Raw genomic sequence first — 23051 nt, 5'->3', positions numbered from 1 at the left:
AGGGTGGGCGCGGCAGGGCATGACGGCCGCACACGGATAGGATTCAGCCCAGGGCGGCGAGGGCCAGGAAGAAGCCGGCGAGGGTGGCCGACATCAGATTGGAGAGGGTGCCGGCCAGCACCGCCTTGAGGCCAAACCGCGCGATCTCGTGGCGCCGGCTGGGGGCGATGCTCCCGAGGCCGCCGAGCAGGATGGCGATGGACGACAGGTTGGCGAAGCCGCACAGGGCAAACGAGAGGACCGCCGCGGTGTGGGCCGACATCGGCTCGCCGGTGGCGGCGACCATCTGCTCTCCGTCGAGGTAGGGGGACAGGTTGATGTAGGCGACGAACTCGTTGACCACCAGCTTCTGGCCGATGAACGAGCCGGCGAGCGTCGCTTCATCCCAGGGCACGCCGAGCAGGAAGGCCAGCGGCGAGAACAGCCAGCCCAGGATCAGCTCCAGGCTCAGCGACTCCAGGCCGACCCAGCCGCCGAGGCCCCCGAGGATGCCGTTGAGCAGGGCGATTAGGCCGATGAAGGCCAGCAGCATGGCGCCGACGTTGGCGGCCAGCTGCAGGCCAGAGGAGGCCCCGGCAGCGGCGGCGTCCAGCACATTGCTGGGATGGTGCTCCTCGGCGTCGAGGCGCTCCTCGGCCTCGTCCATATCGTCGTTCGGCGTTGCGGTCTCCGGCATCAGCAGCTTGGCGAACAGCAGTCCGCCCGGGGCGGCCATGAAGGAGGCCGCCACCAGGTACTCCATGGGGATGCCCAGGGCCGCATAGCCAGCCAGCACCGAGCCGGCTACCGAGGCCAGGCCGCCGCACATCACCGCGAACAGCTGCGAGGGTGTCATGCGGGCGATGAAGGGGCGCACCACCAGCGGGGCCTCGGTCTGGCCGACGAAGATGTTGGCGGTGGCCGAGAGCGACTCGGTGCGTGAGGTGCCCAGCGCCTTCTGCAGGGCACCGCCGAGCAGCCGGATCACCCATTGCATGATGCCGAGGTAGTAGAGCACGGCGGTCAGAGACGAGAAGAAGATGATCACCGGCAGCACCTTGATGGCGAACACGAAGCCCACGGACTCGACGTTGGCCAGGCCGCCGAACAGGAAATCGATGCCGTCGTTGGCATAGAGCACCACCTGGCTGACGGCGTCGGAGACGGTCTTGAGCACCGCCTGGCCGGCGGGCACATAGAGGACGAAGGCCCCGAGACCGGCCTGGATGGCGAAGGCGCCGCCCACGGTACGCAGGCGGATCGCACGACGGTCGGTCGAGAAGAGCAGGGCGATGGCGAACAGGGTCATCATCCCGACCAGGCTCATGATGAGCGTCATGGGAACTCCTAATTAAATCGACATTCAAGTAGATCGTCCTGCCCTATGTGCCTATCGCCCGCGCACCCCTAGCGTAGCGGCGAGAATTTGCGAGTGTTACACGGACTCGCGCCGCTCTGTCGAACCGCGACGGCACTTACCGGTGCCATTATTAACCTGGCAAACATGCGTGTCGGGTTAATAACGCTACGGCGGGCTGAGTTTCACAGGGTAGGCCATGCGTGTCGAGGCCGGCAGGGGCCTCCTTCCTTTTTGTCATCCGCCCAGCCCGCTTTGCCGCCTTGGAAGAGATCGACGAGCTAATCACCGACGGGCATCTGGCGCAGCCGTGAGGCATTCCAGGGAAAGAAGCTGTCCCGGATCAAGGCCGACGCCGGCCAGCCTTGCTATCCTGTCAATAAACGCGTTCGCGACAAGGCGGTCCAGCGACTGCCCGATCCCGCCAAAGCCGAGGAGACCCTGCCATGCGTGCCGCCGACGTCATGACCCCCAATGTGATCACCGTCACGCCCGATAGCGAGGTGCGTGAGATAGCCAGCCTACTGGTCGAGCATGGCATCAGTGCGGTGCCGGTCGTCGATGCCGATAACCGAGTGCTGGGCATCGTCAGCGAGGGCGACCTGATGCGCCGCGTCGAGAGTGATAACGGCGAGCCTCGCTCCTGGTGGCTGAGGCTTTTCTCCGGCCATAGCGCCGTCGACTATGTCAAGAGCCATGGCCGCAAGGCCCGCGAGATCATGACCCCGGATCCGCTTACCGTGAGCGAGGACGAGCCTTTGCACCAGATCGCCTCCCAGCTCGAGAAACGTCGCATCAAGCGGGTACCCGTGGTCCGCGACGGGCGCCTGGTGGGTATCGTCAGCCGTTCCAACCTGCTGCGCGGCTTCTCGGTTGCCGACTCGGCGCCGGCCGCCACGCGGGATGATCGCGAAATCCGCGATGCCATCCTCAAGGAGGTCGATGACAACACCGACGTGATGATCGACCGCCTCAATATCATCGTCGCCGATGGCCAGGTGCAGCTGTGGGGCCTGGTGGACAGCAAGGAGCAGCGCCTGGCCGTGCAGGTCGCCGCCGAGAACACACCCGGCGTGACGTCAGTGGAGAACAACCTGGGCTTCTTGCCACGCGGCATGGGCGGGGTGTGACCGACGCGACGCGTCTCCTTGCCGCTTGGCGCCTACGAAACGCCAGCGGGACGGTCATGGACCGTCCCGCTGGCGTTCGAGGAAGGCGGGGAGCTACCGGGCCGTCTCCACCTGCTTGAGAGCGCCCTCCAGGTTGGCCAGGCTGCGCTCGAGGTGGTGCAGCTTGTCCAGGCCGAACAGGCCGACGCGGAAGGCCTGGTAGTGATCCCCCTCGTCGCACCTCAGTGGCACGCCCGCGGCAATCTGGACGCCGGCCTTGGCGAACTTGGCGACGATGTTGTGATCGTCGGTGTAGCAGACCACCACCCCCGGGGCTTCAAAGCCCGGTGCCGCCACGCTTTTAAAGCCGTGCTCGGCGAGCATCTCGCGGATGCGTCGGCCCAAGGCCAGCTGCTCGTCACGGACCTTGTCGATGCCGTAGGCCTCGGTCTCGGTCATGATGTCGCGCAGCCGACGCAGGCCGTCGGTAGGCAGGGTGGCGTGGTAGGCATGGCCGCCGCCCTCGTAGGTCTCCATGATCGACAGCCACTTCTTCAGGTCACAGGCGAAGCTGGTACTGGTGGTCTCGTCGATGATTTCCCGGGCCAGGCGCGAGAGCATCACCAGGCCGCAGCAGGGGGAACTGCTCCAGCCCTTCTGGGGTGCGCTGACGAGCACATCGATCCCTAGGTCTTGCATATCGACCCACAGGGTCCCGGAGGCGATACCGTCCAGCACGAGGAGCCCGCCTTCCTGGTGGATGGCATCGGCGATGCGGCGCAGGTAGTCATCGGGCAGCAGTATGCCCGAGGCGGTCTCTACGTGGGGCGCGAAGACGATGTCGGGCTTCTGGTCGCGGATCGCATCGAGCACGTCGTCCAGGGGGGGCGGGGAGAAGGGGGAGGTGGGGTCGTCGTCATCCAGCCGGCGCGCCTTGAGTACGTTGAGTTCGGCAGGAATCTTGCCCATCTCGAGGATCTGGCTCCAGCGATAGCTGAACCAGCCGTTGCGGATCACCAGGCAGCGACGGTCGGTGGCGAACTGGCGGGCCACCGCCTCCATGCCGAAGGTCCCGCTACCGGGCAGGATCACCGTCGAGTGAGCTCGATAGACCCGCTTGAGCGTGGCCGAGATGTCGCGCATCACGCCCTGAAAGCTCTTCGACATGTGATTCAACGCGCGGTCGGTATAGACCACCGAGTACTCGAGCAGTCCATCGGGGTCGACATCGGGTAGCAGTCCGGCCATTGGGGTCTCCCTGTTATGGTGCAGGCCATCACGTATGGCTCAGAGGATATGCGGAATCCGACCCCCAAGCCAGGGGGAGCGGCACCCGCCCTAGCCGCCACGGCGCACGATCGCCACCCGTCCTCCTCACCGCAATAGCGTCCTAGCGATTCGCCGAGGCGAGATCCGCGGTGTCCGGCAGGGCTTCTCGGTTGATGGTGGCGATGGCCTCGGCGGCCCGTTGCAACGCCGGCAGGCAGGCCAGTGCCTTGTCGCGGGTCATGCGCATCACGGGGGCTTGAATGGCCAGGCCGGTGTTCGACGGACCCTCCGGATTGGGCGCCAGCACCGCGATGCACAGCAGCCCCGGCAGGAATTCCTCGTCATCGAAGGCATATCCTTGACGACGCACGGTCTCGATCTCGGCCTCGAGGGCCTCCGGGTCGGTGAGGGTATTGTGGGTGAAGCCCTGCAGCGGCATCTGGTCCAGCAGGCGCCGGCGTTGAGCGGGCGCCATCTGAGCGAGGAACAGCTTGCCGCTGGCCGAGCAATGCATCGGGACCCGCGAGCCGGGGTGCAGATAGAAGCGCAGGGGAGCCGAGGTCTCCACCCGGTCGAGATACAGCACCTCGCCACCGGAGAGCGCCGTGATATTGCAGCTCTCTCCGACCTCATCGACCAGTTCGGTCAGCACGGCATGCCGGGCACCCTGGACCGTGTCATTGAGCAGCAGGGTTTCGGCCAGCCGCCGCAAGCGGCTGCCCTTGCTGTAGTGCCGACCATCGGCCTCACGTTGCAGCATGCCCGATGACTCGAGTTGCTGGAGCATGCGATGCAGAGTGGGCTTGGGCAGGCCGGTCTCGTCGACCATGCTCTGCAGCGTGAAGAATTGGTCCTTCCCCGCGATGACCTCCAAGAGGGCCAGCAGGCGCTGGGCCGGTGTATCGCCCTCGAGGCGGCTCATATCGGTTCGATGGGTGGTCATGGTCAGCTCTCCCTTTGCCGACAAGGTAATTTATTCCTGAAAAGAAATCAATTTGTACCATTTTATGGAATTTGTGTTGACGTGGCTCATGTCGAGCGCTACTTTTTGTTCGTGTTCCAGATATCGGAACGTTTAGTACCATAAAAAAGAGCTCGCGAGCACAACACCAATCTCAGCGCTCCCGTGGAGGTTTCCCATGAGCACCGACAACACCGCAGATACCCGCCAGGTCGTACAAGGCAAACAGACGATGACGCCCTCGGAGGCCTTCGTGGAGACCCTGGTCGCCAACGGGGTGACCGACATGTTCGGCATCATGGGCTCGGCCTTCATGGACGCCATGGACATCTTCGCTCCGGCCGGCATCCGCCTGATCCCGGTGGTCCACGAGCAGGGCGCAGCGCACATGGCCGACGGCTATGCGCGGGTCTCGGGGCGCCACGGCACGGTGATCGGCCAGAACGGCCCGGGCATCTCCAACTGCGTGACCGGCATCGCCGCGGCCTACTGGGCGCACAGCCCGGTGGTCATCGTCACCCCCGAGGCGGGCACCACCGGCATTGGCCTGGGCGGCTTCCAGGAGTGCCATCAGCTGCCGATGTTCCAGGAGTTCACCAAGTACCAGGGCCACGTGACCCACCCGGCGCGGATGGCCGAGTACACCGCTCGCTGCTTCGATCGGGCGATGTCGGAGATGGGCCCGACCCAGCTGAATATCCCGCGGGATTACTTCTACGGCGAGATCGAATGTGAGATTCCCGAGCCGGCGCGTCTCGACCGTGGTCCGGGCGGCACCCGGACCCTCAACGAGGCGGCCGAGCTGCTGGCCAAGGCCGAGTTCCCGGTGATCGTCTCCGGCGGTGGCGTGGTGATGGCCGATGGCGTGGACGCCTGCCAGGCGCTGGCCGAGCGGCTGGGCGCGCCGGTAGTCAACAGCTACCAGCACAACGACTCCTTCCCGGCCAGCCATCCGCTGTGGTGCGGCCCGCTGGGCTATCAGGGCTCCAAGGCGGGCATGAAGCTGATCGCCCAGGCCGACGTGGTGGTGGCGCTGGGCACGCGGTTGGGGCCGTTCGGCACCCTGCCGCAGCACGGCCTGGACTACTGGCCGAAGGACGCCAAGATCATCCAGATCGACGCCGACCACAAGATGCTGGGCCTGGTGAAGAAGATCGCGGTGGGCATCTGCGGCGACGCCAAGGAAGCGGCCGAGGCGATCACCGAGCGCCTGGCCAGCCGTGAACTGGCCTGCGACGCCACCAAGGCCAAGCGCGCCGAGCAGATCGCCAGCGAGAAGGCCGCCTGGGAGCGTGAGCTGGACGAATGGACCCACGAGAAGGACCCGTTCAGCCTGGATGCCATCGACGAGGCCGCCGGCGAGACGCCGTTCTCCGGCGGCGAGTACCTGCACCCGCGTCAGGTGCTGCGCGAACTCGAGAAGGCCATGCCCGAGGACGTGATGGTGTCCACCGACATCGGCAACATCAACGCCGTGGCCCACAGCTATCTGCGCTTCGACAAGCCGCGCAGCTTCTTCGCACCGATGAGCTTCGGCAACTGCGGCTATGCGCTGCCGACCATCATCGGGGCCAAGGTGGCCGCACCGGAGCGCCCGGCGATCGCCTATGCTGGTGACGGCGCCTGGGGCATGAGCCTGATGGAGACCATGACCGCGGTGCGTGACCAGATCCCGGTGACCGCGGTGGTGTTCCACAACCGCCAGTGGGGCGCGGAGAAGAAGAACCAGGTGGAGTTCTACAATCGCCGCTTCGTGGCCGGCGAGCTGGAGAACCAGAGCTTCGCCGAGATCGGTCGGGCGATGGGGGCCGAGGGCATCACCGTGGACCGCCTGGAAGACGTGGGCCCGGCGCTGAAGAAGGCGGTGGACCTGCAGATGAACGAGGGCAAGACCTGCATCCTCGAGATCATGTGCACCCGCGAGCTGGGCGACCCCTTCCGTCGCGATGCCCTGAAAAAGCCCGTGCGGCTGCTCGAGAAGTACCAGGACTACGTCTGACAGCCTCGTATTGTAGTAGTGGTCTTCCCCCGGTTCGCCGGGGGTTTTTCTTCAGGGCCCCGGGCCCGACAGGAAGAGGGAGTCCCATGAAAGCCTTGAATCAGATTCTCGAGCGCGCGCGCCGCGACCCCCGGCGCATCGTGCTCTGCGAAGGGCAGGACGAACGCGTCTTGCAGGCAGCGGTCAAGGCGGCCGAGGACGGTATCGCCAGGATCCTCCTGGTGGGGAATTGGGCCACTATGGCCGAAGGGGCAAGGGAGCTAGGCGTCAGTCTGTCAGGCGTCGAGCTGATCGACCCGGTGGATTCGCCGCTCACCGAGACCCTGGCCGAGGCGCTGTTTACGCTTCGCAAGAAGAAGGGCATGACCCGGGAGCAAGCCCAGGCGGCGATACGGGAACCGCTGTGCTTCGCCAACATGCTGGTCCGTGAAGGCCACGCCGATGGCAGCGTGGCCGGCGCCGTGCACACCACCGCCGACGTGGTGCGCACCGCCATCCAGCTGCTGGGTCTCGCCCCGGGCAGCAAGCTGGTCTCGAGCTTCTTTTTGATGATGCTGTGCAAACCCTTCCACAACCTCAAGGGCGGCATGATCTTCTCCGACTGTGGCCTGGTCATCGACCCCGATGCCGAGCAGCTGGCGCATATCGCCATGGCCGCCGCCGACAGCGCCCGAGCCCTGCTGAACGAGGAGCCGCGCGTGGCCATGCTGTCGTTCTCCACCAGCGGTAGTGCTCAGCACGGCAATGTGGAAAAAGTGGTACAGGCGGCCCGTAGCGTGAAGGCGCGTCGTCCGGGGCTCGCCATCGACGAGGATGTCCAACTCGATGCCGCTATCGTGGCCGAGATCGCCGCGCGTAAGCTGCCCGACTCGCAGGTCAGGGGCAATGCCAACGTGCTGATCTTTCCGGACCTCGAGGCGGGCAACATCGGCTACAAGCTGGCCGAGCGGATCGGCGGTGCCGAGGCCATCGGCCCGCTTCTGCAGGGGCTGGCCAAGCCGGCCAACGATCTCTCGCGGGGCTGCAGCGTCGAGGATATCTACCATGTGATCGCCGTGACCACGGTGCAGGCGCAGACCCTCTCGGCCGCCACCGACGCCTGATGGCCACCGGTAGGAGCTCGGCATGGCCCCCTGGACCCTAGCGATCGAGCCCGGGGTGCTGCTGGGGACGCTCGCCATCATGGGCGTGGCCGGTTACCTGCACACGGTGTCGGGATTTGGCCTCGGCATGATCGTGATGGGGGCGGCCGGGGGGCTCGGGGTGGCGTCGGTCCCGGTGCTGGCGGCGGTGGTCAGCCTGGTGACCCTGGTCAACAGTGCCGTCGCCCTGCCGGGGGGATGGCGCGGCCTGGGAGGGCGTCGGGTCATGGCGCTGACGATGGGCATCGTACCGTCCATCATGGTGGGGGTATGGGTGTTGTCGTGGTTGAGCGCCACCTTCGCGACGCTGCTGACCCTGTTGCTGGGCACCCTCGTGCTTTACGGCGGGATCAGTATCGGTCTGCGCCCGCGTCCTCGCCTCAAGGAGTCCGCCGCCTGGACCTTCGCCGTGAGCGGTGCCTTGACGGGGTTATGCGGCGGGCTCTTCGGCGTACCCGGCCCACCGGTCATCTATCACTGCTATCGCCAGCCGCTGCCCCTGGAGACGATACGGCTGTTGCTGATCCTGTGTTTCGCGATCACCTCCGGGGTGCGCACCCTGTTCGTCGCGAGCCAGGGTGGCCTGACTGCGGATGTTTGGGAGCTTGCCCTGTGGTCGATGCCCGTGGTGGGGCTCGCGACCTGGCTTGGGCGTCGCTACCCGCCACCGTGCTCGGCCGCGGTCATGCGTCAGCTGGCCATGCTGACCCTGATCGGACTGGGTACGGTGATCCTGCTGGGAGGCGTACTCTCGGTGGCGTCGGGGTAGTATTACCGCCGCTGTCCTGGGAGGCTGGCCGGGCCGACGCCTAGTGTCAGCGACATCGCCGATGTCATGGCGGCGGTCGCGTTCATAAAGGATCAAAAGCACGATGACCCTCCAGGTATTACTGCCATTCATCGCTATTGCCGCCATCGCCGGCTATTTCCAGACGGTGACCGGGTTTGGCCTGGGCATGATCGTGATGGGCGCCACCAGCGGGCTCGAGGTCGCGCCGGTGGCCTCGGTGGCGGCGGTGGTCAGCCTGATGATGCTGACCAACAGTGCGGTGGCCCTGCCGGGCAAGCTGAAGCATCTCGATATGCCGGTGATCGCTGCCACCGTCGCCGGCATCGTGCCGGCGACGGTCATCGGCGTCCTGCTGCTCGATGTCCTCAGTGCCAGTGCTGCCAGCGCGCTGCGCATCGCCTTGGGTCTGTTGGTGTGTTATGGCGGTGTGAGCCTGGTGCTGCGTCCCCGTCAGCGCGAGACCCTTTCGTCACGGGGCAGCTTCTTCGTCAGTGGCGTGCTGTCGGGGCTTTGTGGTGGGCTGTTCGGCATCGCCGGGCCACCGGTGATCTACCAGTGCTATCGCCAGCCGCTGGCGCCGGTGGCGATCCGCAACATGCTGATCCTGATCTTCGCCGCGACCTCGGGCATGCGCACCCTGTTCGTTGCTCTCCAGGGCGCGCTGGATCTCGAGATCCTCACCCTCACGGCCTGGGCCATTCCGGTGGTGGCGCTGGCCACCTATGTCGGGCGGCGCTGGCCGCCCCGGCTCTCGCCCCTGGCCATGCGGCGCCTGGCCTTTGTCACGCTGTTGTTGATTGGGGGCGGGCTGATTGTCTCCGAGCTTCTGTGAACCCTGGCCGGCAAGCCACCCAATGCGCGCCGCTGGTCGCGGCTCGCCGACTGGGGGACGACGCTGTTCGGCCGACCGCTCGAGGTCGAGCAGGAGTGGGTGGTGGCGTTGTCCGGAGCGTGGACGTTGAGCCCGCCGTGCACCACGGCACGGTGTGTCTCCCGAGCGGTGGCAGGGACGTCTTCATGGATGTCGCGCCACAGTGAGTCATAGCCACCAAGCCTTTGACGCACATTACATTGTCGCTTATTATGACATATATGTACGTCGCATGAGGTGACAAGTATGGGCGTCGAAATCCGTGAGGTCATGGATCAGGAAGGCTTTATCGCAGCCGATGCCATCTTGGACGAGTTGCACATCACCAAGCGAGAGTTTGCCCACGCGATCGGATTGAGCCACAGCGCCATCATTCGCAAAGACCGTCTCCGTGCGGTATCAACACAACAGCGTCTTCGTCAGGCGATGGAGATCCTCAAACGCATCGAGCCCTGGGCGGGCTCCATCAGCGCGGCGTGGTCCTGGTACCGCACCTATCCGATCGCTCCCCTGGGTGACCTCACAGCAGAGGAACTGGTCAGTCATGGACGAGCTGACGATGTCAGGGCCTATCTGTCGCACATTGCCGAGGGAGGGTATGCGTGAGCCTTCAGGATCTAGGCTTTCAGTACCAAGGACTGGTCTATCGCGGGCACAATCCTAAGTGGCAGCACTCGCCGGAGTCAGGGGAGGGTGCGGCACGAAACGGCGGTCGCTGGAATCGAGTCGGCCAGCCCGCCCTCTATACAAGCGAGCGCTTTGAGACTGCATGGCTCGAGTCACAGCAGGGGTTCCCCTACAAGACGCAACCGCTGACTCTGTGCACCTACGAGATAGATTGCGGCCCGATACTGGACCTTTGCGACCCGGCAACTCGCGAACAGGTCCGCCCCAACCCGGATACCTGGATGAACGAAGCCTGGCTGGACAAGAAGTTGCGGCGACAGCCCGTCATTGCGTGGGAGATTGCTGAGCAGCTGGTGGGGATGGGGTTTGCCGGCATCCGTGTTCCCTCCCAGGTTCGGGGCGCTGTGGAGCGTGACATCAATATCGTCTTCTGGATGTGGTCGCGCTTGGCGCCAACCATGGCCCGCGTGATCGACGATGAGAACCGCCTGCAAGGCAGACAACCCCAGAGATAACGACTGAGCGCGCTCCTCACCGGCGGTGAGGAGCGCGCGATCCGGGGGAGGACGCTTAGTGGGCGGACTCACAGAGTCGCCAGGCGCCATCCTCGATCGGCAGCATTGCGGCGATGGCCGCGGTGGCCACGATGTGGGTGGTGCACTGGTCCGGGTCGTGGACGTTCAGCCCGCCGTGCACCACGTTGACCTCGGCGCGGCCGCGGGGCAGCTCGGCCGCCACCACCGCGGCATCGACCCGCTCGGGGGCCTGTACGCCGATCGTCACCTGGACCCGCATCTCGCGGTGGTCGATGTTAAGCGATTTGAACAGCACGATGGATGAGTGGTGCAGGGCGTCCTGCACGGCGCGACAGGCGGCCTTGGTGTAGTCCTCGCCGTAGAGGTCGTTGCCGGTGCCCATCTCGAGGATGATGCGTCGTTCAGTCATGGCGGCGCTCCATGTCGAAGGAGACGATGACGGCGGCATTGGCGATCACGGTGGTGCCGCTGCCGTCGGGCTTGTCCACGTCGAGCCCGCCCTTGACCAGCCGGATCGCAGGCTGGCCGTAGGGGAAGATGCCCAGCAGCGCGTCGCTGTCCACGGCCTTGGGCCGCTGGATACCAATCTCGACATCGATCAGCATCGCCTCCTTGGGAAAGCCAAAGGCATCGGCGACGTTGAGCGAGTGGTGCCACAGGGCATCGCGGATCGCGCGGGCTGCGGCCTCGGTATAGTCGCGGCTGCGGATCGAGGTGCCCATGCCGAACTGGGTCACCATGCGGGTCTTGGCCATTGCGATCTCCTCGGTATCGGCATGCAAGCCATGTGTTCGTACGATCGTCAGCGCCGGTGACGGCCGCCGATCAGCTCGACGATCTCGTCGAACAGGTGGGTGTCCAGCGCCTGGGCCATGTCGGTGGCCAGGCAGCGGCGGTAGAAGGGGCTGAGGTCCAGGCCCACGCCCAGGCCCAACACCTCCACCTGGCCCTCCCGGGTGCGCCGGGCGACCACCTCCTTGAGATGGTTGTCCAGGTAGTAGGTATCGTTGGCCAGGTTGGTGGCGCTGTCTGCCGGGCAGCCGTCGGAGATCACGATCAGGAGGCGCCGGGTCTCGGGACGGGCGAGCAGGCGTTCGCAGGCCCAGTCCACGGCCTCGCCGTCGATGCCTTCGCGGAACAGGTCGGGCTTGAGCAGGGCCGCGATGTCGGTGCGGGCGCGGCGCCAGCTGCGCTCGGCGTCCTTGAACACCAGGTGGCACACCTCGTTGAGGCGTCCCGGGCCGCGGGGACGCCCGCCGCGCATCCACGCCTGATAGGCGCGGCCGCCGTTCCAGGCGCCGGTGGTGAAGCCGAGCAGCTCGGTGCTCGCCCCGATCATCTCCAGGGCGCGGATCAGGCTCTCGGCCATCATCGTCACCGGTACAATGTGGTGCTTCATGGAGCCCGAGCAGTCGATCAGCAGGCTCACGGCGCAGTCGGTGCCGAGCTTGACCTGGTCGCGATAGAACAGGCGTCGCTCGGTGGGTGAACTCACTAGCTGGGCGAGGCGACGCCCGTCGATGTGGCCCTCCTCCTCGCCGAAGGACCGGCCGTCGGTACGCGGCTCCCAGAGCACGCTGCCCAGCCGGCGGGCCAGGCGGGGTAGGTTGATGCCCTGTTCGGTGGTGGCCTGGTCCAGGCGCTCGCGGTTCTCGCGCAGCAGGGCGCGGCGCACCAGGCTGCCGGCCGCGACCTCGCGGTCGAAGCGGGTGGTGAAGACCCGATAGGCCTGGGCGGCGTCCTCGAAGGTCTTGCTGTGCCCGGTGGTGGCGGCTGCCACGCCGTCCTCGTCGCCGTCGCCGTCCTCGAGATCGAGCAGCAGGGCGAAGGCGTCGCTGGCCGCTTCTGCCGGATCCTCCTCGTCGTCACCGGCCTGGGCCCGTTCGGCGCGCACCCGCGTGGCGACGATCCGGGCGATGGCCAGGGCATGCTCGGCGTAGGCCGCCTGATCGTGGCGTTGGCGGCGCAGGCCATAGAGCGCCGTGCCGAGCTCGCGCACCAAGGAGGCCCGGGTGCCCTCGATATAGTCCTCGGTCTCCTCCAGCACCGGCCGGGCCTGCAGCCGCGACCAGCACATCTGAGCCACGGTGTAGAGCAGCAGGCCGATGCTGCCCTCGGTCAGTCCGGAGCGGTAGAAGTCGCGCGACCAGCGCTCGAAGCGCCGCAGCAGGTTGGAGGCCATGCCCGGCATGTCGTTAGGCGCACGGGTCTCCACCCGCAGCTGCTCGAGTAGCTCGAAGACCAGGTGCTCGATGGGGTCCTCTGGGCAGCGGTCGCGATGGAGGGTCGCATCGGAATGCAGCAGGCGTAGGGCCATGCCGTCGGCGGCGGCCCGGCAGTCGGCGAAGTCGTCCTGCGCAGGGTCGATGCGCAGGTGGGGCGCATGGGTCGGCAGGCGCGTCTCGCCTTGATACAGCCGCCGACCGCGATAGTGCAGGCCGGCCTCGCCGGTCATGGCGCGCAGGCTGGCCGCGCACAACTCCTCGATCCGTTGCTGCCGGCGCGCCTGCTGCTGGGCGCTCAGGGTCATGACGAGGTGGCCTCCCGCATCCAGGATTCATCGAGTTCCTCGCCGAAGCAGCGCTGGTAGTACTCGGCGACGAGGGGGCGCTCGGCCTCATCACACTTGTTGAGGAAGGACAGCCGAAAGGCCAAGGCCGGGTTGCGGAAGATCTCGCAGTTCTCGGCCCAGGTGATCACGGTACGTGGTGACATCAGGGTGGAGAGGTCGCCGGCGGCGAAGCCCTGACGCGTCAGGTTGGCCACCGCCACCATGGAGGCGATGAGCCGTCGTCCCTTATCGGTGTCCTTGCTGGGCACGCGACCCAGCACGATGGCCGCCTCCTCGTCGCGCGGCAGATAGTCGAGCTTGGCGACGATATTCCAGCGGTCCATCTGGGCATGGTTAAGGACCTGGGTGCCCTGGTAGAGCCCGGTCAGGTTGCCCAGCCCCACGGTGTTGGCGGTGGCGAACAGCCGGAAGTGGGGGTGGGGATGGATGACCCGGTTCTGGTCGAGCAGGGTGAAATGGCCATCCCGTTCCAGGATGCGCTGGATGACGAACATCACGTCCGGTCGGCCGGCGTCGTACTCGTCGAAGATCAAGGCCACCGGCCGCTGCAACGACCAGGGCACGATGCCTTCCTGGAATTCGGTGACCTGGACGCCATCACGGACCACGATGGCGTCCTTGCCCACCAGGTCGAGCCGGCTGATGTGACCGTCCAGATTGACCCGCATGCAGGGCCAGTTTAGGCGGGCCGCCACCTGTTCGATATGCGTGGACTTGCCGGTGCCGTGCAGCCCCTGGACCATTACCCGTCGGTTGCGGGTGAAGCCGGCCAGGATGGCCAGGGTCACGTCCGGGTTGAAGCGGTAGGCCTCGTCGATGTCGGGCACATAGTCGTCGCGCTCGCTGAAGGTGGGCACCATCAGGTCACTGTCGATACCGAAGAGCTCGCGGGCCGACACCATCCTGTCGGGCTGGGCATTCAAGGGCTCTGTCATCACTGTCTCCTCGGCCCGCCGGGGACCGTTGACCATTGGGTGTCCCTGATCGATGCATGGGCAGGGGACATCGCTGCCGAGTGTTCGGGGAGGATAGAACAGTTCCATAAAAAGAATCAAATCGTATCGTTTTATGAAATTTATCCTTGACGAGGGAGGGGGTGGTGCCTAGAGTCTTCTAGTATTCCGGAAATCGGAATAAAAGGTTTCATATAGAACAACTCGAATGACTGGCTCGGAGGACACCATGAGCACCGACAACACCGCAGATACCCGCCAGGTCGTACAAGGCAAACAGACGATGACGCCCTCGGAGGCCTTCGTGGAGACCCTGGTCGCCAACGGGGTGACCGACATGTTCGGCATCATGGGCTCGGCCTTCATGGACGCCATGGACATCTTCGCTCCGGCCGGCATCCGCCTGATCCCGGTGGTCCACGAGCAGGGCGCAGCGCACATGGCCGACGGCTATGCGCGGGTCTCGGGGCGCCACGGCACGGTGATCGGCCAGAACGGCCCGGGCATCTCCAACTGCGTGACCGGCATCGCCGCGGCCTACTGGGCGCACAGCCCGGTGGTCATCGTCACCCCCGAGGCGGGCACCACCGGCATTGGCCTGGGCGGCTTCCAGGAGTGCCATCAGCTGCCGATGTTCCAGGAGTTCACCAAGTACCAGGGCCACGTGACCCACCCGGCGCGGATGGCCGAGTACACCGCTCGCTGCTTCGATCGGGCGATGTCGGAGATGGGCCCGACCCAGCTGAATATCCCGCGGGATTACTTCTACGGCGAGATCGAATGTGAGATTCCCGAGCCGGCGCGTCTCCACCGTGGTCCGGGCGGCACCCGGACCCTCAACGAGGCGGCCGAGCTGCTGGCCAAGGCCGAGTTCCCGGTGATCGTCTCCGGCGGTGGCGTGGTGATGGCCGATGGCGTGGACGCCTGCCAGGCGCTGGCCGAGCGGCTGGGCGCGCCGGTAGTCAACAGCTACCAGCACAACGACTCCTTCCCGGCCAGCCATCCGCTGTGGTGCGGCCCGCTGGGCTATCAGGGCTCCAAGGCGGGCATGAAGCTGATCGCCCAGGCCGACGTGGTGGTGGCGCTGGGCACGCGGTTGGGGCCGTTCGGCACCCTGCCGCAGCACGGCCTGGACTACTGGCCGAAGGACGCCAAGATCATCCAGATCGACGCCGACCACAAGATGCTGGGCCTGGTGAAGAAGATCGCGGTGGGCATCTGCGGCGACGCCAAGGAAGCGGCCGAGGCGATCACCGAGCGCCTGGCCAGCCGTGAACTGGCCTGCGACGCCACCAAGGCCAAGCGCGCCGAGCAGATCGCCAGCGAGAAGGCCGCCTGGGAGCGTGAGCTGGACGAATGGACCCACGAGAAGGACCCGTTCAGCCTGGATGCCATCGACGAGGCCGCCGGCGAGACGCCGTTCTCCGGCGGCGAGTACCTGCACCCGCGTCAGGTGCTGCGCGAACTCGAGAAGGCCATGCCCGAGGACGTGATGGTGTCCACCGACATCGGCAACATCAACGCCGTGGCCCACAGCTATCTGCGCTTCGACAAGCCGCGCAGCTTCTTCGCACCGATGAGCTTCGGCAACTGCGGCTATGCGCTGCCGACCATCATCGGGGCCAAGGTGGCCGCACCGGAGCGCCCGGCGATCGCCTATGCTGGTGACGGCGCCTGGGGCATGAGCCTGATGGAGACCATGACCGCGGTGCGTGACCAGATCCCGGTGACCGCGGTGGTGTTCCACAACCGCCAGTGGGGCGCGGAGAAGAAGAACCAGGTGGAGTTCTACAATCGCCGCTTCGTGGCCGGCGAGCTGGAGAACCAGAGCTTCGCCGAGATCGGTCGGGCGATGGGGGCCGAGGGCATCACCGTGGACCGCCTGGAAGACGTGGGCCCGGCGCTGAAGAAGGCGGTGGACCTGCAGATGAACGAGGGCAAGACCTGCATCCTCGAGATCATGTGCACCCGCGAGCTGGGCGACCCCTTCCGTCGCGATGCCCTGAAAAAGCCCGTGCGGCTGCTCGAGAAGTACCAGGACTACGTCTAAGGCGGGCGGCTTCGCGCCCTGCTGAGCTGACGCCCATGTCAAGCCCCGGCCCACCGGCTCCCTCGCCGGGCCGGGGCTTTTTTATGGCCGCGTGACATCACCTGCCTATCCCCGTGCGAGGAGAGTTCCCATGCAAGATGTTCTGATCATCGGTGGTGGCGTCATCGGTATGATGACGGCCTGGCAACTGGCCGAGGACGGTCTCAGCGTCACCCTGCTCGAGCGAGGCGAGGCCGGGCGGGAAGCCTCCTGGGCCGGCGGTGGCATCGTCTCGCCGCTCTATCCCTGGCGTCAGCCCGAGGCCATCTCACGGCTCTCGCGCTGGTCGGAGAGTCGCTACCCGCACCTGGCCGACCGCCTGATCGACATGACCGGAATCGACCCGGAGTATCGCCAGAACGGCTTGCTCTACCTGGACACGGCCGAGGCCGACATGGCCAGGCGCTGGGCACAAGGCCTCGATACGTCCCTGGCCAGTATCGATGCCTACGCCGTCTATGCCCGTGAGCCGGGCCTCGTCGAGGGTATCGAGGGCGGGCTTTGGATGCCGACCCTGGGCAGCCTTCGTAACCCGCGGCTGGTCCGCGCCCTCCGTGCGCTGCTGCAACGCCTGCCGAGGGTCGATCTCTGTGAGGGTTGTGCGGTCCAGCGGCTGATCACCGGCCAAGGGCGCGTAAAGGGGGCCGTGACGGCCGGCGGTCGCTTCATGGCCGGTCGGGTGGTCGTCTGCGGGGGTGCCTGGACGAATCATCTGCTGTCACCCCTGGGGCTTGCCTTGCCCGTGCGGCCGGTCAAGGGGCAGATGATGGTATTCAAGACGCCGGTGGTCACCGGGTCACGCCAGCTGCTCGAGCGTGTGGTCCTGCGGCACGGCCGATACTTGATTCCCCGCGCCGATGGCCGCGTGCTGGTGGGATCGACCCTGGAAGAGGCTGGCTTCGACAAGACCCCGACCCGTGAGGCCCGTGACTCCCTGCATGCCAGCGCGGTGTCCATCCTGCCGGCCTTGGCCGAGTGCGAGATCGAACATCACTGGTCGGGGTTGCGGCCGGGCACGCCCGATGGGTTGCCCTTCATTGGTGAAATGCCCGACGTGAGAGGGCTCTTCATCAATGCCGGCCACTATCGCAATGGCCTGGTGCTGGCCCCGGCTTCGGCGCGGCTATTGGCCGACGAGGTGCTGGGGCGTCGACCGGTGATCGATCCCCGTGCCTTCCAGCCGATTCATCGTCTGGCGCCGGTGCCGACGATGGTGGCCACGGACTGAGCGGGAACGGCGATTGTCTGGCCCAATCTTCCACCGGTATCTGGCGCTAATGTTGGGGTGGTTTCGGCAGTAGGCTCGTCGATGACACAGGCCAAAGCGGCCGTGCCGTGTCAGTTTTCGTTTCCTGAACAACCACAACCGTTAGGAGCCCGACATGCGCCAACCCGACATCGAATTTCTCCAGGCCTTCAGCGATGCCCTGAACCGTCATGACATCGATGCCGTCATGGACATGATGACCGAGGACTGTGTCTTCCATGCCATTGCCGGCCCGGAACTGCAGGGCAAGAGCTTCGTGGGACAGGCGGAGGTCCGTCAGGGCCTCGAGAATGCCTGGAAGACCGCGCCGGACGCCAGTTGGGTCGATGCCGAGCACCACGTGAGCGGCGACAAGGGCTTCACCGAGTCCACCTACCAGGGGACCACCGCCGACGGCATGCGCAGCGAGGCTCGGATGATCGATGCCTTTACCTTCCGCGACGGCAAGATCGCCGTGAAGAACGCCTTCCGCAAGAACCGCCCCCCCGTCAAGGCTTGATTGCCCCGGGTTCGATCACGGTAGCCAGTCTGCGAGGAGTCCGATCATGGAGACACCAATGCCAACAGCCAAGGGGGAGACGGAGGGCAAGACCTCACCCTCCCAGCCGTATGATCCGGCCTATGATCCCCTGAAGGCTGCGACACCGGGGGCAGGGCGTGACTATGCGCCCACCTACTGGATCGGCACAGCCGGCGAGCCCCCCGCCGATGACGGACCCATCACGCAGGACACGGATGCCGATGTGGTGATCATCGGCTCCGGCTTCACGGGGTTGACCGCCGCCATCTTCCTGGCCCGGGAATACGGCATCAAGGCCACGGTGCTGGAGGCCAACCGCACCAGTTGGGGCTGCTCGACCCGCAACGGTGGGCAGGCCCAGTGTGCTTCCGGCCGCCTCAAGCGCTCCCAGTGGATCCAGCGCTACGGCCTGGAGACCGCCCTGAAGCTTCATCAGGAATGCCTGGATGGCATGGCGACCTTCAAGGAGTTGATCGCCGATATCGATTGCGATCCGCAACCCGGCGGTCATCTCTATGTGGCCCATCGCGACAAGGTCATGCCGACTCTGGAGAAGGAAGCGAAGCTGCTACGCGAGACCTTCGACTACGATGTCCGGATCCTGGATGCCGATACGGTCAAGCGCGACTGGATCGGCGACCGGGAAGCCGCCGGGGCCATGCACGAGCCCGAGGGCATCGGCATCCACGCCGGCAAGCTGGCCTTCGGCTATCACCGCAAGGCCCGGGCGCTGGGGGTGAAGATCCACCCGGCCAGTCCGGTGCAGGGCTTCGAGACCCGGGGCGGCGTGCACTACCTGACGACCCCCGGTGGGGTGGTCAAGGCGCGCGCGGTGGGGATCGCCACCGGGGGCTACACCTCCCAGACCCTGCATCGCGAGCTCAAGAACCGGTTGCTGCCGATCCTCTCCAATTCCATCGTCACGCGTCAGCTGACCGATGACGAGATCGAGGCCTGCAGCCTGCGCACGCGCCAGGTGATCACCGATACCCGAATCCTGCGCCATTACTACCGTCTGCTGCCGGACAACCGACTGCAGATCGGCAGCCGCAGTGCGATCACCGGCCGCGACGCGCCGCAGCAGAAGTACGAGGATCTGCTGGTCGGCGATATGCATCGCAAGTTCCCGGCGCTCGAGGGCATCGAACTCGATTACTCCTGGTGGGGGTGGGTCGACGTCAGTCATGACATGATGCCGCGCATTCATCAGCCCGATGCCAAGGAAACGGTCTACTATGCCTTGGGCTACGGCGGCAACGGCGTGATGTATTCCGCCCAGGCCGGCCGGCGCCTGGCACAGTGGATCGCCGGTCACGGCAAGGAGCTGGACCTGCCGATCTTCACCTCCCGGCTGCCGTATCCCAATATTCGCGAGATGGTCGAGTCCCAGGCCTTCGCCCCCTTCCGGCGCTTCGGCCAGCGCTTCCTGTATCGCTGGTACCACCTCAAGGACGAAGTGCTCTAGGCCCAGCATCAGGCGTCATCCAGTCACCAGGCCGCCCTCGGGGCGGCCTTGTGGTGGGGGAAGGGCCGTCAGTCGCTTACTGCTTGGTGATGGCCTGAGGAATCAGTGCTGCCAAGTGCTCGATGCCGGGCTCGATGCGCGACTCGGGAATCGCCGAGAACCCCAGCCGGAAGTACTCGAGGCGGGGGGCATCGAAGAAGTGGATGTCGCCGCATTCGATCAGGATGCTCTGCTCGGCGGCCAGGCGCTGAAGCTTATGGCAGTCGAGGCCCTCGGGACCCTTCACCCAGAAGCTGGACCCCCCATAGGTGGAAGGCACCGAAGCATGGGGCATGTGGCGAGCCAGGGCCTCGCCCAACCGCTGCCAACGGCTGTGAAACACCTGGTGGATCTGGCGCAGCAGGGCATCGTGGTAACCGCGGTCGAGAAACAGCGCCACGGCGCGCTGATTGTTGGTGGGAGGGTGGCGCAGCATCAGGCGACGTAGCGCGCGGGCCTCGCGGATCAGCGCCGGCGGCCCCACCATGTAGCCCAGGCGCAGACCCGGTGCCAGTGTCTTGGAGAGGCTGCCCACGTAGATCACCCGGTTGTGGCGATCCAGGCTCTTCAGGGCCGGGGTGGGGTTGTCCAGGTAGTTGGTCTCGCTCTCGTAGTCGTCCTCGATGATCAGGAAGTTGTCGATCTCCGCCATATCCAGCAACTCGCGACGTCGCTCCAAGGGCATGGTGACCGTGGTCGGCGCCTGATGGCTAGGCGTGACGTAGACCAGCTGGCAGTCGGTGATATCGGCTTCCAAGCGCATGCCCTGGTCGTCGACCGGCAGCAGGCGGATGTCATCGGTAAAGGTGCGGGCGATGTTGTACATGTCCACGTAGCCGGGGTTTTCCATGCCGAACCTGCGCCCGGCCTTGAGCAGCAGCATGCAGGTCATCCACAGGGCCTGCTGCGCGCCGACTGTCACCAGGATCTCTTCGGGATTCGCCCACACTCCCCGCCTCGGCAGCAGCCGCTGGTGGATCTGCTCGATCAGCAGGGGGTCGTCGTCATTGAGGTGGTCCACCGCCCAGCTGCGAATCGCCGGCACGCTCATGGAATCGCGGCTGCATTCCCGCCAGTGCTGAGTGGGGAACAGTTCGGGATCGATCTGTCCGTAGATGAAGGGATAGTCGTAGCGATGCCAGTCACTGGGCTTGCTGATGGTGGACTGCCGAGAGGGATGCATGGTCAGCAGGTCTTCCCAAGGCAGGCGCTCGGCATCGATGTCGTTCAGGCGCACGGGCTTCTCGGCACGGCCCTCGAGAATCTCGGGATTGACGAAGTAGCCGCTGCGCTTCTTGGCGATCAGATAGCCATCATCGAGCAGTTGTTCGTACGCCAGCATCACCGTGTTGCGGGCCACGTGCAGTTCCTTGGCCAACTTGCGGCTGGAGGGAAGCGCCTCGTCCAGGGGCAGATGGCCGTCCAGGATGGCCCGGGCGATCTGCTCACGTAACTGGCGTTGAAGGCTCTCCGGCAGGTCGGGGTCGAGATGGAAGAGAAACTGGCTCATTGAAATTATGTCTCGCCACGGCTGATGAATAGGCAACTCCTGAGTATGCCATACCTCCGGCGGCCATGGCCCTGGAATCCGAACCCGACGGGTGCCCGCCGACTGTCCTGCACACCCTTACAGAGCTGGACCAATCGACGGTGTCTCACTGGTTCTAGTGGCACGACAGGCGAGAGCGTAGAACATGATGATCAGGATATGGCGAACGGCACGTATCTCGATGATCGGACCAGATTGAAGTCCTCTGCCGGTCATCCAGGCAAGCGTTACGTCACGCTGACATCCTGACTTTCCGACAATAACAAGGCTTGGAGGTCACCATGCGTATCCAGAAACTGATCATCCCCATGGCAGTATCCGCCGCGAGCTTGACCTTGAGCGGCAACGCCATGGCCGAGACCTGGAAGATGGCCCTGGGCGATGCCGCCGGGGGCACCCAGTACGAGTTGGGCACGACCTTTGCCGATCTCGTTGAGGAGAAGACCGATGGTGAAGTGACCGTCGACCTGTTTCCCAACGGCCAGCTCGGCAGCGAGCAGGACACCGTCAACAATGCCAGTATGGGCCTGCTGGACCTGTCGATACTCGCCATCAACAACATCACCCCCTTCTCACCCACGGTGGGCGTGATGACGCTGCCCTATGTGATCCAGAGCCCGGAGGATGCACGCACCTTGACCCAAGGCGAGGTCGGTGAGGAACTCACCCAGAACACCATCCGCGATGCCGGCGTGCGCATCCTGGGCTGGGCCTATTCCGGGTGCCGTCGCCTGACGAACTCCGTCAGGCCCGTGGCCACCCCTGCCGACCTCGAAGGGCTGGTGATCCGGGTACCCAAGAACGAGATCATGATCTCTGCCTACCAGGCCTGGGGCGTGAATCCCAATCCGCTGGCCTGGTCCGAGACCTTCACGGCGCTGCAGCAGGGCGTGGTCGATGGACAGGACAACCCCTATATCACCATCGATGCGATGAAGTTCTATGAGGTCCAGGACCATGTCACCGAGAGCTGCTATGTGTTCTCGATGGAGCCGTTAATCATCAGCGAGGGCAAGTTCCAGAGTCTCAGTTCCGAGATGCAGGAACTGGTGCTGGAAGCCGGCCAGGAAGCGACCGATCACAGCTACGAGTACCTGCTCGAGACCGAGGCCTCCATCAAGGAACGCCTGGTAGAAGAGCACGGCATGGAGATCACTCACCCCGCCAACGACGAGCAGGAGTGGATCGAGTTGGCAACCGGTATCTGGCCCGAATTCTACGACAGCATCGGGGGTAAGGAAAAACTCGACCAGGTGCTGACCGCCCTCGGCCGCGATCCTGCACCGGCAGAGTGATCCCCGGCATCACGGCATGCAGTACCCCTCGCATCGGCCTTCGTGCCGGTGCGGGGAGGTGCCTACCGGGAGCCTGATCGTCAAGGGGCCAACCTCATGAAACCGTTACTCTTCAAGATCATCGACAACCTGGAGGGCGTGCTCTGCCAGCTGCTCCTGGTGTCTTTCGTCCTGCTGCTGTTCGCTCAGATCGTGCTCAGGAACCTATTCAGCTACTCGCTGCCGTGGGGTGATGAACTGGCGACTTACGCCTTCGTGTGGTTCGCCTATCTTGGGGCGGTCTATGCCACCAAGATGTCGGCCCACAACCGGGTGACCTTCCAGTTCAAGTTCTTTCCCCGGTGGGTCGAGTCGTTCTGTATGGTGCTCACCGATCTGATCTGGATCGGTTTCAACGCGGTCTTCATCTACCTGAGCTACGACTTCGTCTTTAACAAGATGAACCTTTTCTGGAAGTCCCAGACCCTGGGCGTTCCGATGAAATATTTCTACCTGATTCTGCCCATCGCCTTCGTCGCCATGACGCTGCGCATCCTCCAGAACAACTACCTGAAGTTCGTCAAGAAGGTGGATCTCGTGGACCCCGAGTCCCAAGAGGTCGAGAAGTTCAAGCACCACGATGACGCGACGGGTAATGGCCCGAAACCGCGGGAGCAATGAGT

21 protein-coding genes are annotated in these 23051 nt (G+C 65.2%); 13 read left to right on the top strand and 8 right to left on the bottom strand.

Translation table 11 applies throughout. The annotated features are described in order from the left end of the window. Positions 1-43: 43 nt before the first annotated feature. Complete coding sequence (locus tag FHR94_RS05965; RefSeq protein WP_183324711.1) at positions 44-1318, bottom strand: NupC/NupG family nucleoside CNT transporter; 1275 nt, start codon at positions 1316-1318, stop codon at positions 44-46. Positions 1319-1782: 464 nt separating this feature from the next. On the opposite strand from FHR94_RS05965, the gene FHR94_RS05960 reads away from it, so the two are divergent. Next, on the top strand, positions 1783-2466 hold the full coding sequence (locus FHR94_RS05960; RefSeq protein WP_183324710.1) for a CBS domain-containing protein: 684 nt from the start codon (positions 1783-1785) through the stop codon (positions 2464-2466). 93 nt (positions 2467-2559) lie between these two features. Here FHR94_RS05960 and FHR94_RS05955 read toward each other — a convergent pair whose 3' ends face one another. Both FHR94_RS05955 and FHR94_RS05950 read right to left on the bottom strand, forming a co-directional pair. Continuing rightward, positions 2560-3693, bottom strand: a complete 1134-nt coding sequence (locus FHR94_RS05955; RefSeq protein WP_183324709.1) for an aminotransferase class V-fold PLP-dependent enzyme — start codon at positions 3691-3693, stop codon at positions 2560-2562. A gap of 142 nt (positions 3694-3835) precedes the next feature. Beyond that, positions 3836-4657: an IclR family transcriptional regulator gene (locus FHR94_RS05950; RefSeq protein WP_183324708.1), complete on the bottom strand. Its 822-nt coding sequence runs from the start codon at positions 4655-4657 to the stop codon at positions 3836-3838. Between the two features lie 196 nt (positions 4658-4853). Here FHR94_RS05950 and xsc (FHR94_RS05945) point away from each other — a divergent pair, with 196 nt between their 5' ends. The 6 genes from xsc (FHR94_RS05945) to FHR94_RS05920 all read left to right on the top strand — a co-directional run bounded on the left by xsc (FHR94_RS05945) (position 4854) and on the right by FHR94_RS05920 (position 10619). Beyond that, on the top strand, positions 4854-6674 hold the full coding sequence (gene xsc / locus FHR94_RS05945; protein ID WP_246389840.1) for a sulfoacetaldehyde acetyltransferase: 1821 nt from the start codon (positions 4854-4856) through the stop codon (positions 6672-6674). 86 nt (positions 6675-6760) lie between these two features. After that, positions 6761-7777 (top strand): phosphate acetyltransferase, encoded by a 1017-nt coding sequence (gene pta / locus FHR94_RS05940; RefSeq protein WP_183324707.1) that lies wholly within the window; start codon positions 6761-6763, stop codon positions 7775-7777. Positions 7778-7799: 22 nt separating this feature from the next. Further along, the gene (locus FHR94_RS05935; protein ID WP_183324706.1) at positions 7800-8585 is read left to right on the top strand and encodes a TSUP family transporter; all 786 of its coding nucleotides are present in this window, start codon (positions 7800-7802) and stop codon (positions 8583-8585) included. Positions 8586-8688: 103 nt separating this feature from the next. After that, positions 8689-9438 (top strand): sulfite exporter TauE/SafE family protein, encoded by a 750-nt coding sequence (locus tag FHR94_RS05930; RefSeq protein WP_183324705.1) that lies wholly within the window; start codon positions 8689-8691, stop codon positions 9436-9438. A 285-nt stretch (positions 9439-9723) separates the two neighbouring features. Continuing rightward, positions 9724-10083: an XRE family transcriptional regulator gene (locus FHR94_RS05925; RefSeq protein WP_183324704.1), complete on the top strand. Its 360-nt coding sequence runs from the start codon at positions 9724-9726 to the stop codon at positions 10081-10083. Then, positions 10080-10619 carry an RES domain-containing protein gene (locus tag FHR94_RS05920; RefSeq protein ID WP_183324703.1) on the top strand — a complete coding sequence of 180 codons (540 nt, stop codon included), beginning with the start codon at positions 10080-10082 and terminating at the stop codon, positions 10617-10619. The genes FHR94_RS05925 and FHR94_RS05920 overlap by 4 nt, the downstream gene beginning before the upstream one ends. Positions 10620-10674: 55 nt before the next feature. Here FHR94_RS05920 and FHR94_RS05915 read toward each other — a convergent pair whose 3' ends face one another. The 4 genes from FHR94_RS05915 to FHR94_RS05900 are packed head-to-tail and all read right to left on the bottom strand — an operon-like array spanning position 10675 to position 14147. Continuing rightward, complete coding sequence (locus FHR94_RS05915; RefSeq protein ID WP_183324702.1) at positions 10675-11049, bottom strand: Lin0512 family protein; 375 nt, start codon at positions 11047-11049, stop codon at positions 10675-10677. Beyond that, positions 11042-11395, bottom strand: a complete 354-nt coding sequence (locus FHR94_RS05910; RefSeq protein WP_183324701.1) for a Lin0512 family protein — start codon at positions 11393-11395, stop codon at positions 11042-11044. The genes FHR94_RS05915 and FHR94_RS05910 overlap by 8 nt, the downstream gene beginning before the upstream one ends. 47 nt (positions 11396-11442) lie before the next feature. Further along, positions 11443-13170: a cobaltochelatase CobT-related protein gene (locus tag FHR94_RS05905; protein WP_183324700.1), complete on the bottom strand. Its 1728-nt coding sequence runs from the start codon at positions 13168-13170 to the stop codon at positions 11443-11445. Continuing rightward, a complete protein-coding gene (locus tag FHR94_RS05900; RefSeq protein ID WP_183324699.1) occupies positions 13167-14147 on the bottom strand; it encodes an AAA family ATPase in 981 nt (326 codons plus the stop codon). The genes FHR94_RS05905 and FHR94_RS05900 overlap by 4 nt, the downstream gene beginning before the upstream one ends. 247 nt (positions 14148-14394) lie before the next feature. On the opposite strand from FHR94_RS05900, the gene xsc (FHR94_RS05895) reads away from it, so the two are divergent. The 4 genes from xsc (FHR94_RS05895) (at position 14395) to FHR94_RS05880 (ending at position 19506) form a co-directional block, all read left to right on the top strand. Then, complete coding sequence (xsc, locus tag FHR94_RS05895) at positions 14395-16215, top strand: sulfoacetaldehyde acetyltransferase (protein ID WP_246389839.1); 1821 nt, start codon at positions 14395-14397, stop codon at positions 16213-16215. Positions 16216-16345: 130 nt separating this feature from the next. Further along, the gene (gene thiO, locus FHR94_RS05890; protein ID WP_183324698.1) at positions 16346-17482 is read left to right on the top strand and encodes a glycine oxidase ThiO; all 1137 of its coding nucleotides are present in this window, start codon (positions 16346-16348) and stop codon (positions 17480-17482) included. A 154-nt stretch (positions 17483-17636) separates the two neighbouring features. After that, the gene (locus FHR94_RS05885; protein WP_183324697.1) at positions 17637-18020 is read left to right on the top strand and encodes a nuclear transport factor 2 family protein; all 384 of its coding nucleotides are present in this window, start codon (positions 17637-17639) and stop codon (positions 18018-18020) included. Positions 18021-18066: 46 nt separating this feature from the next. Further along, entirely contained in the window at positions 18067-19506 is a 1440-nt protein-coding gene (locus tag FHR94_RS05880) for an NAD(P)/FAD-dependent oxidoreductase (RefSeq protein WP_183324696.1), read from the top strand. Between the two features lie 76 nt (positions 19507-19582). Here the strand turns inward: FHR94_RS05880 and pdxR are convergent, their stop codons facing one another. Next, entirely contained in the window at positions 19583-21055 is a 1473-nt protein-coding gene (gene pdxR, locus FHR94_RS05875) for a MocR-like pyridoxine biosynthesis transcription factor PdxR (RefSeq protein ID WP_183324695.1), read from the bottom strand. Between the two features lie 320 nt (positions 21056-21375). On the opposite strand from pdxR, the gene FHR94_RS05870 reads away from it, so the two are divergent. Then, a complete protein-coding gene (locus tag FHR94_RS05870) occupies positions 21376-22389 on the top strand; it encodes a TRAP transporter substrate-binding protein (protein WP_183324694.1) in 1014 nt (337 codons plus the stop codon). A gap of 96 nt (positions 22390-22485) precedes the next feature. Beyond that, positions 22486-23049 carry a TRAP transporter small permease gene (locus FHR94_RS05865; protein WP_183324693.1) on the top strand — a complete coding sequence of 188 codons (564 nt, stop codon included), beginning with the start codon at positions 22486-22488 and terminating at the stop codon, positions 23047-23049. Positions 23050-23051 lie beyond the last annotated feature (2 nt).

Origin of the sequence: Halomonas cerina (assembly GCF_014192215.1) — a bacterium.
Lineage (GTDB): Bacteria > Pseudomonadota > Gammaproteobacteria > Pseudomonadales > Halomonadaceae > Halomonas > Halomonas cerina.
Note: the sequence above shows the minus strand (reverse complement) of the source record. Positions and strands in the feature narration are given on the sequence as shown.

Coding starts and splice junctions, on each gene's coding strand:
- FHR94_RS05965 (WP_183324711.1), bottom strand. CDS start 1,318: ATGACGCTCATCATGAGCCTGGTCGGGATGATGACCCTGTTCGCCATC.
- FHR94_RS05960 (WP_183324710.1), top strand. CDS start 1,783: ATGCGTGCCGCCGACGTCATGACCCCCAATGTGATCACCGTCACGCCC.
- FHR94_RS05955 (WP_183324709.1), bottom strand. CDS start 3,693: ATGGCCGGACTGCTACCCGATGTCGACCCCGATGGACTGCTCGAGTAC.
- FHR94_RS05950 (WP_183324708.1), bottom strand. CDS start 4,657: ATGACCACCCATCGAACCGATATGAGCCGCCTCGAGGGCGATACACCG.
- xsc (WP_246389840.1), top strand. CDS start 4,854: ATGAGCACCGACAACACCGCAGATACCCGCCAGGTCGTACAAGGCAAA.
- pta (WP_183324707.1), top strand. CDS start 6,761: ATGAAAGCCTTGAATCAGATTCTCGAGCGCGCGCGCCGCGACCCCCGG.
- FHR94_RS05935 (WP_183324706.1), top strand. CDS start 7,800: ATGGCCCCCTGGACCCTAGCGATCGAGCCCGGGGTGCTGCTGGGGACG.
- FHR94_RS05930 (WP_183324705.1), top strand. CDS start 8,689: ATGACCCTCCAGGTATTACTGCCATTCATCGCTATTGCCGCCATCGCC.
- FHR94_RS05925 (WP_183324704.1), top strand. CDS start 9,724: ATGGGCGTCGAAATCCGTGAGGTCATGGATCAGGAAGGCTTTATCGCA.
- FHR94_RS05915 (WP_183324702.1), bottom strand. CDS start 11,049: ATGACTGAACGACGCATCATCCTCGAGATGGGCACCGGCAACGACCTC.
- FHR94_RS05910 (WP_183324701.1), bottom strand. CDS start 11,395: ATGGCCAAGACCCGCATGGTGACCCAGTTCGGCATGGGCACCTCGATC.
- FHR94_RS05905 (WP_183324700.1), bottom strand. CDS start 13,170: ATGACCCTGAGCGCCCAGCAGCAGGCGCGCCGGCAGCAACGGATCGAG.
- FHR94_RS05900 (WP_183324699.1), bottom strand. CDS start 14,147: ATGACAGAGCCCTTGAATGCCCAGCCCGACAGGATGGTGTCGGCCCGC.
- xsc (WP_246389839.1), top strand. CDS start 14,395: ATGAGCACCGACAACACCGCAGATACCCGCCAGGTCGTACAAGGCAAA.
- thiO (WP_183324698.1), top strand. CDS start 16,346: ATGCAAGATGTTCTGATCATCGGTGGTGGCGTCATCGGTATGATGACG.
- FHR94_RS05885 (WP_183324697.1), top strand. CDS start 17,637: ATGCGCCAACCCGACATCGAATTTCTCCAGGCCTTCAGCGATGCCCTG.
- FHR94_RS05880 (WP_183324696.1), top strand. CDS start 18,067: ATGGAGACACCAATGCCAACAGCCAAGGGGGAGACGGAGGGCAAGACC.
- pdxR (WP_183324695.1), bottom strand. CDS start 21,055: ATGAGCCAGTTTCTCTTCCATCTCGACCCCGACCTGCCGGAGAGCCTT.
- FHR94_RS05870 (WP_183324694.1), top strand. CDS start 21,376: ATGCGTATCCAGAAACTGATCATCCCCATGGCAGTATCCGCCGCGAGC.
- FHR94_RS05865 (WP_183324693.1), top strand. CDS start 22,486: ATGAAACCGTTACTCTTCAAGATCATCGACAACCTGGAGGGCGTGCTC.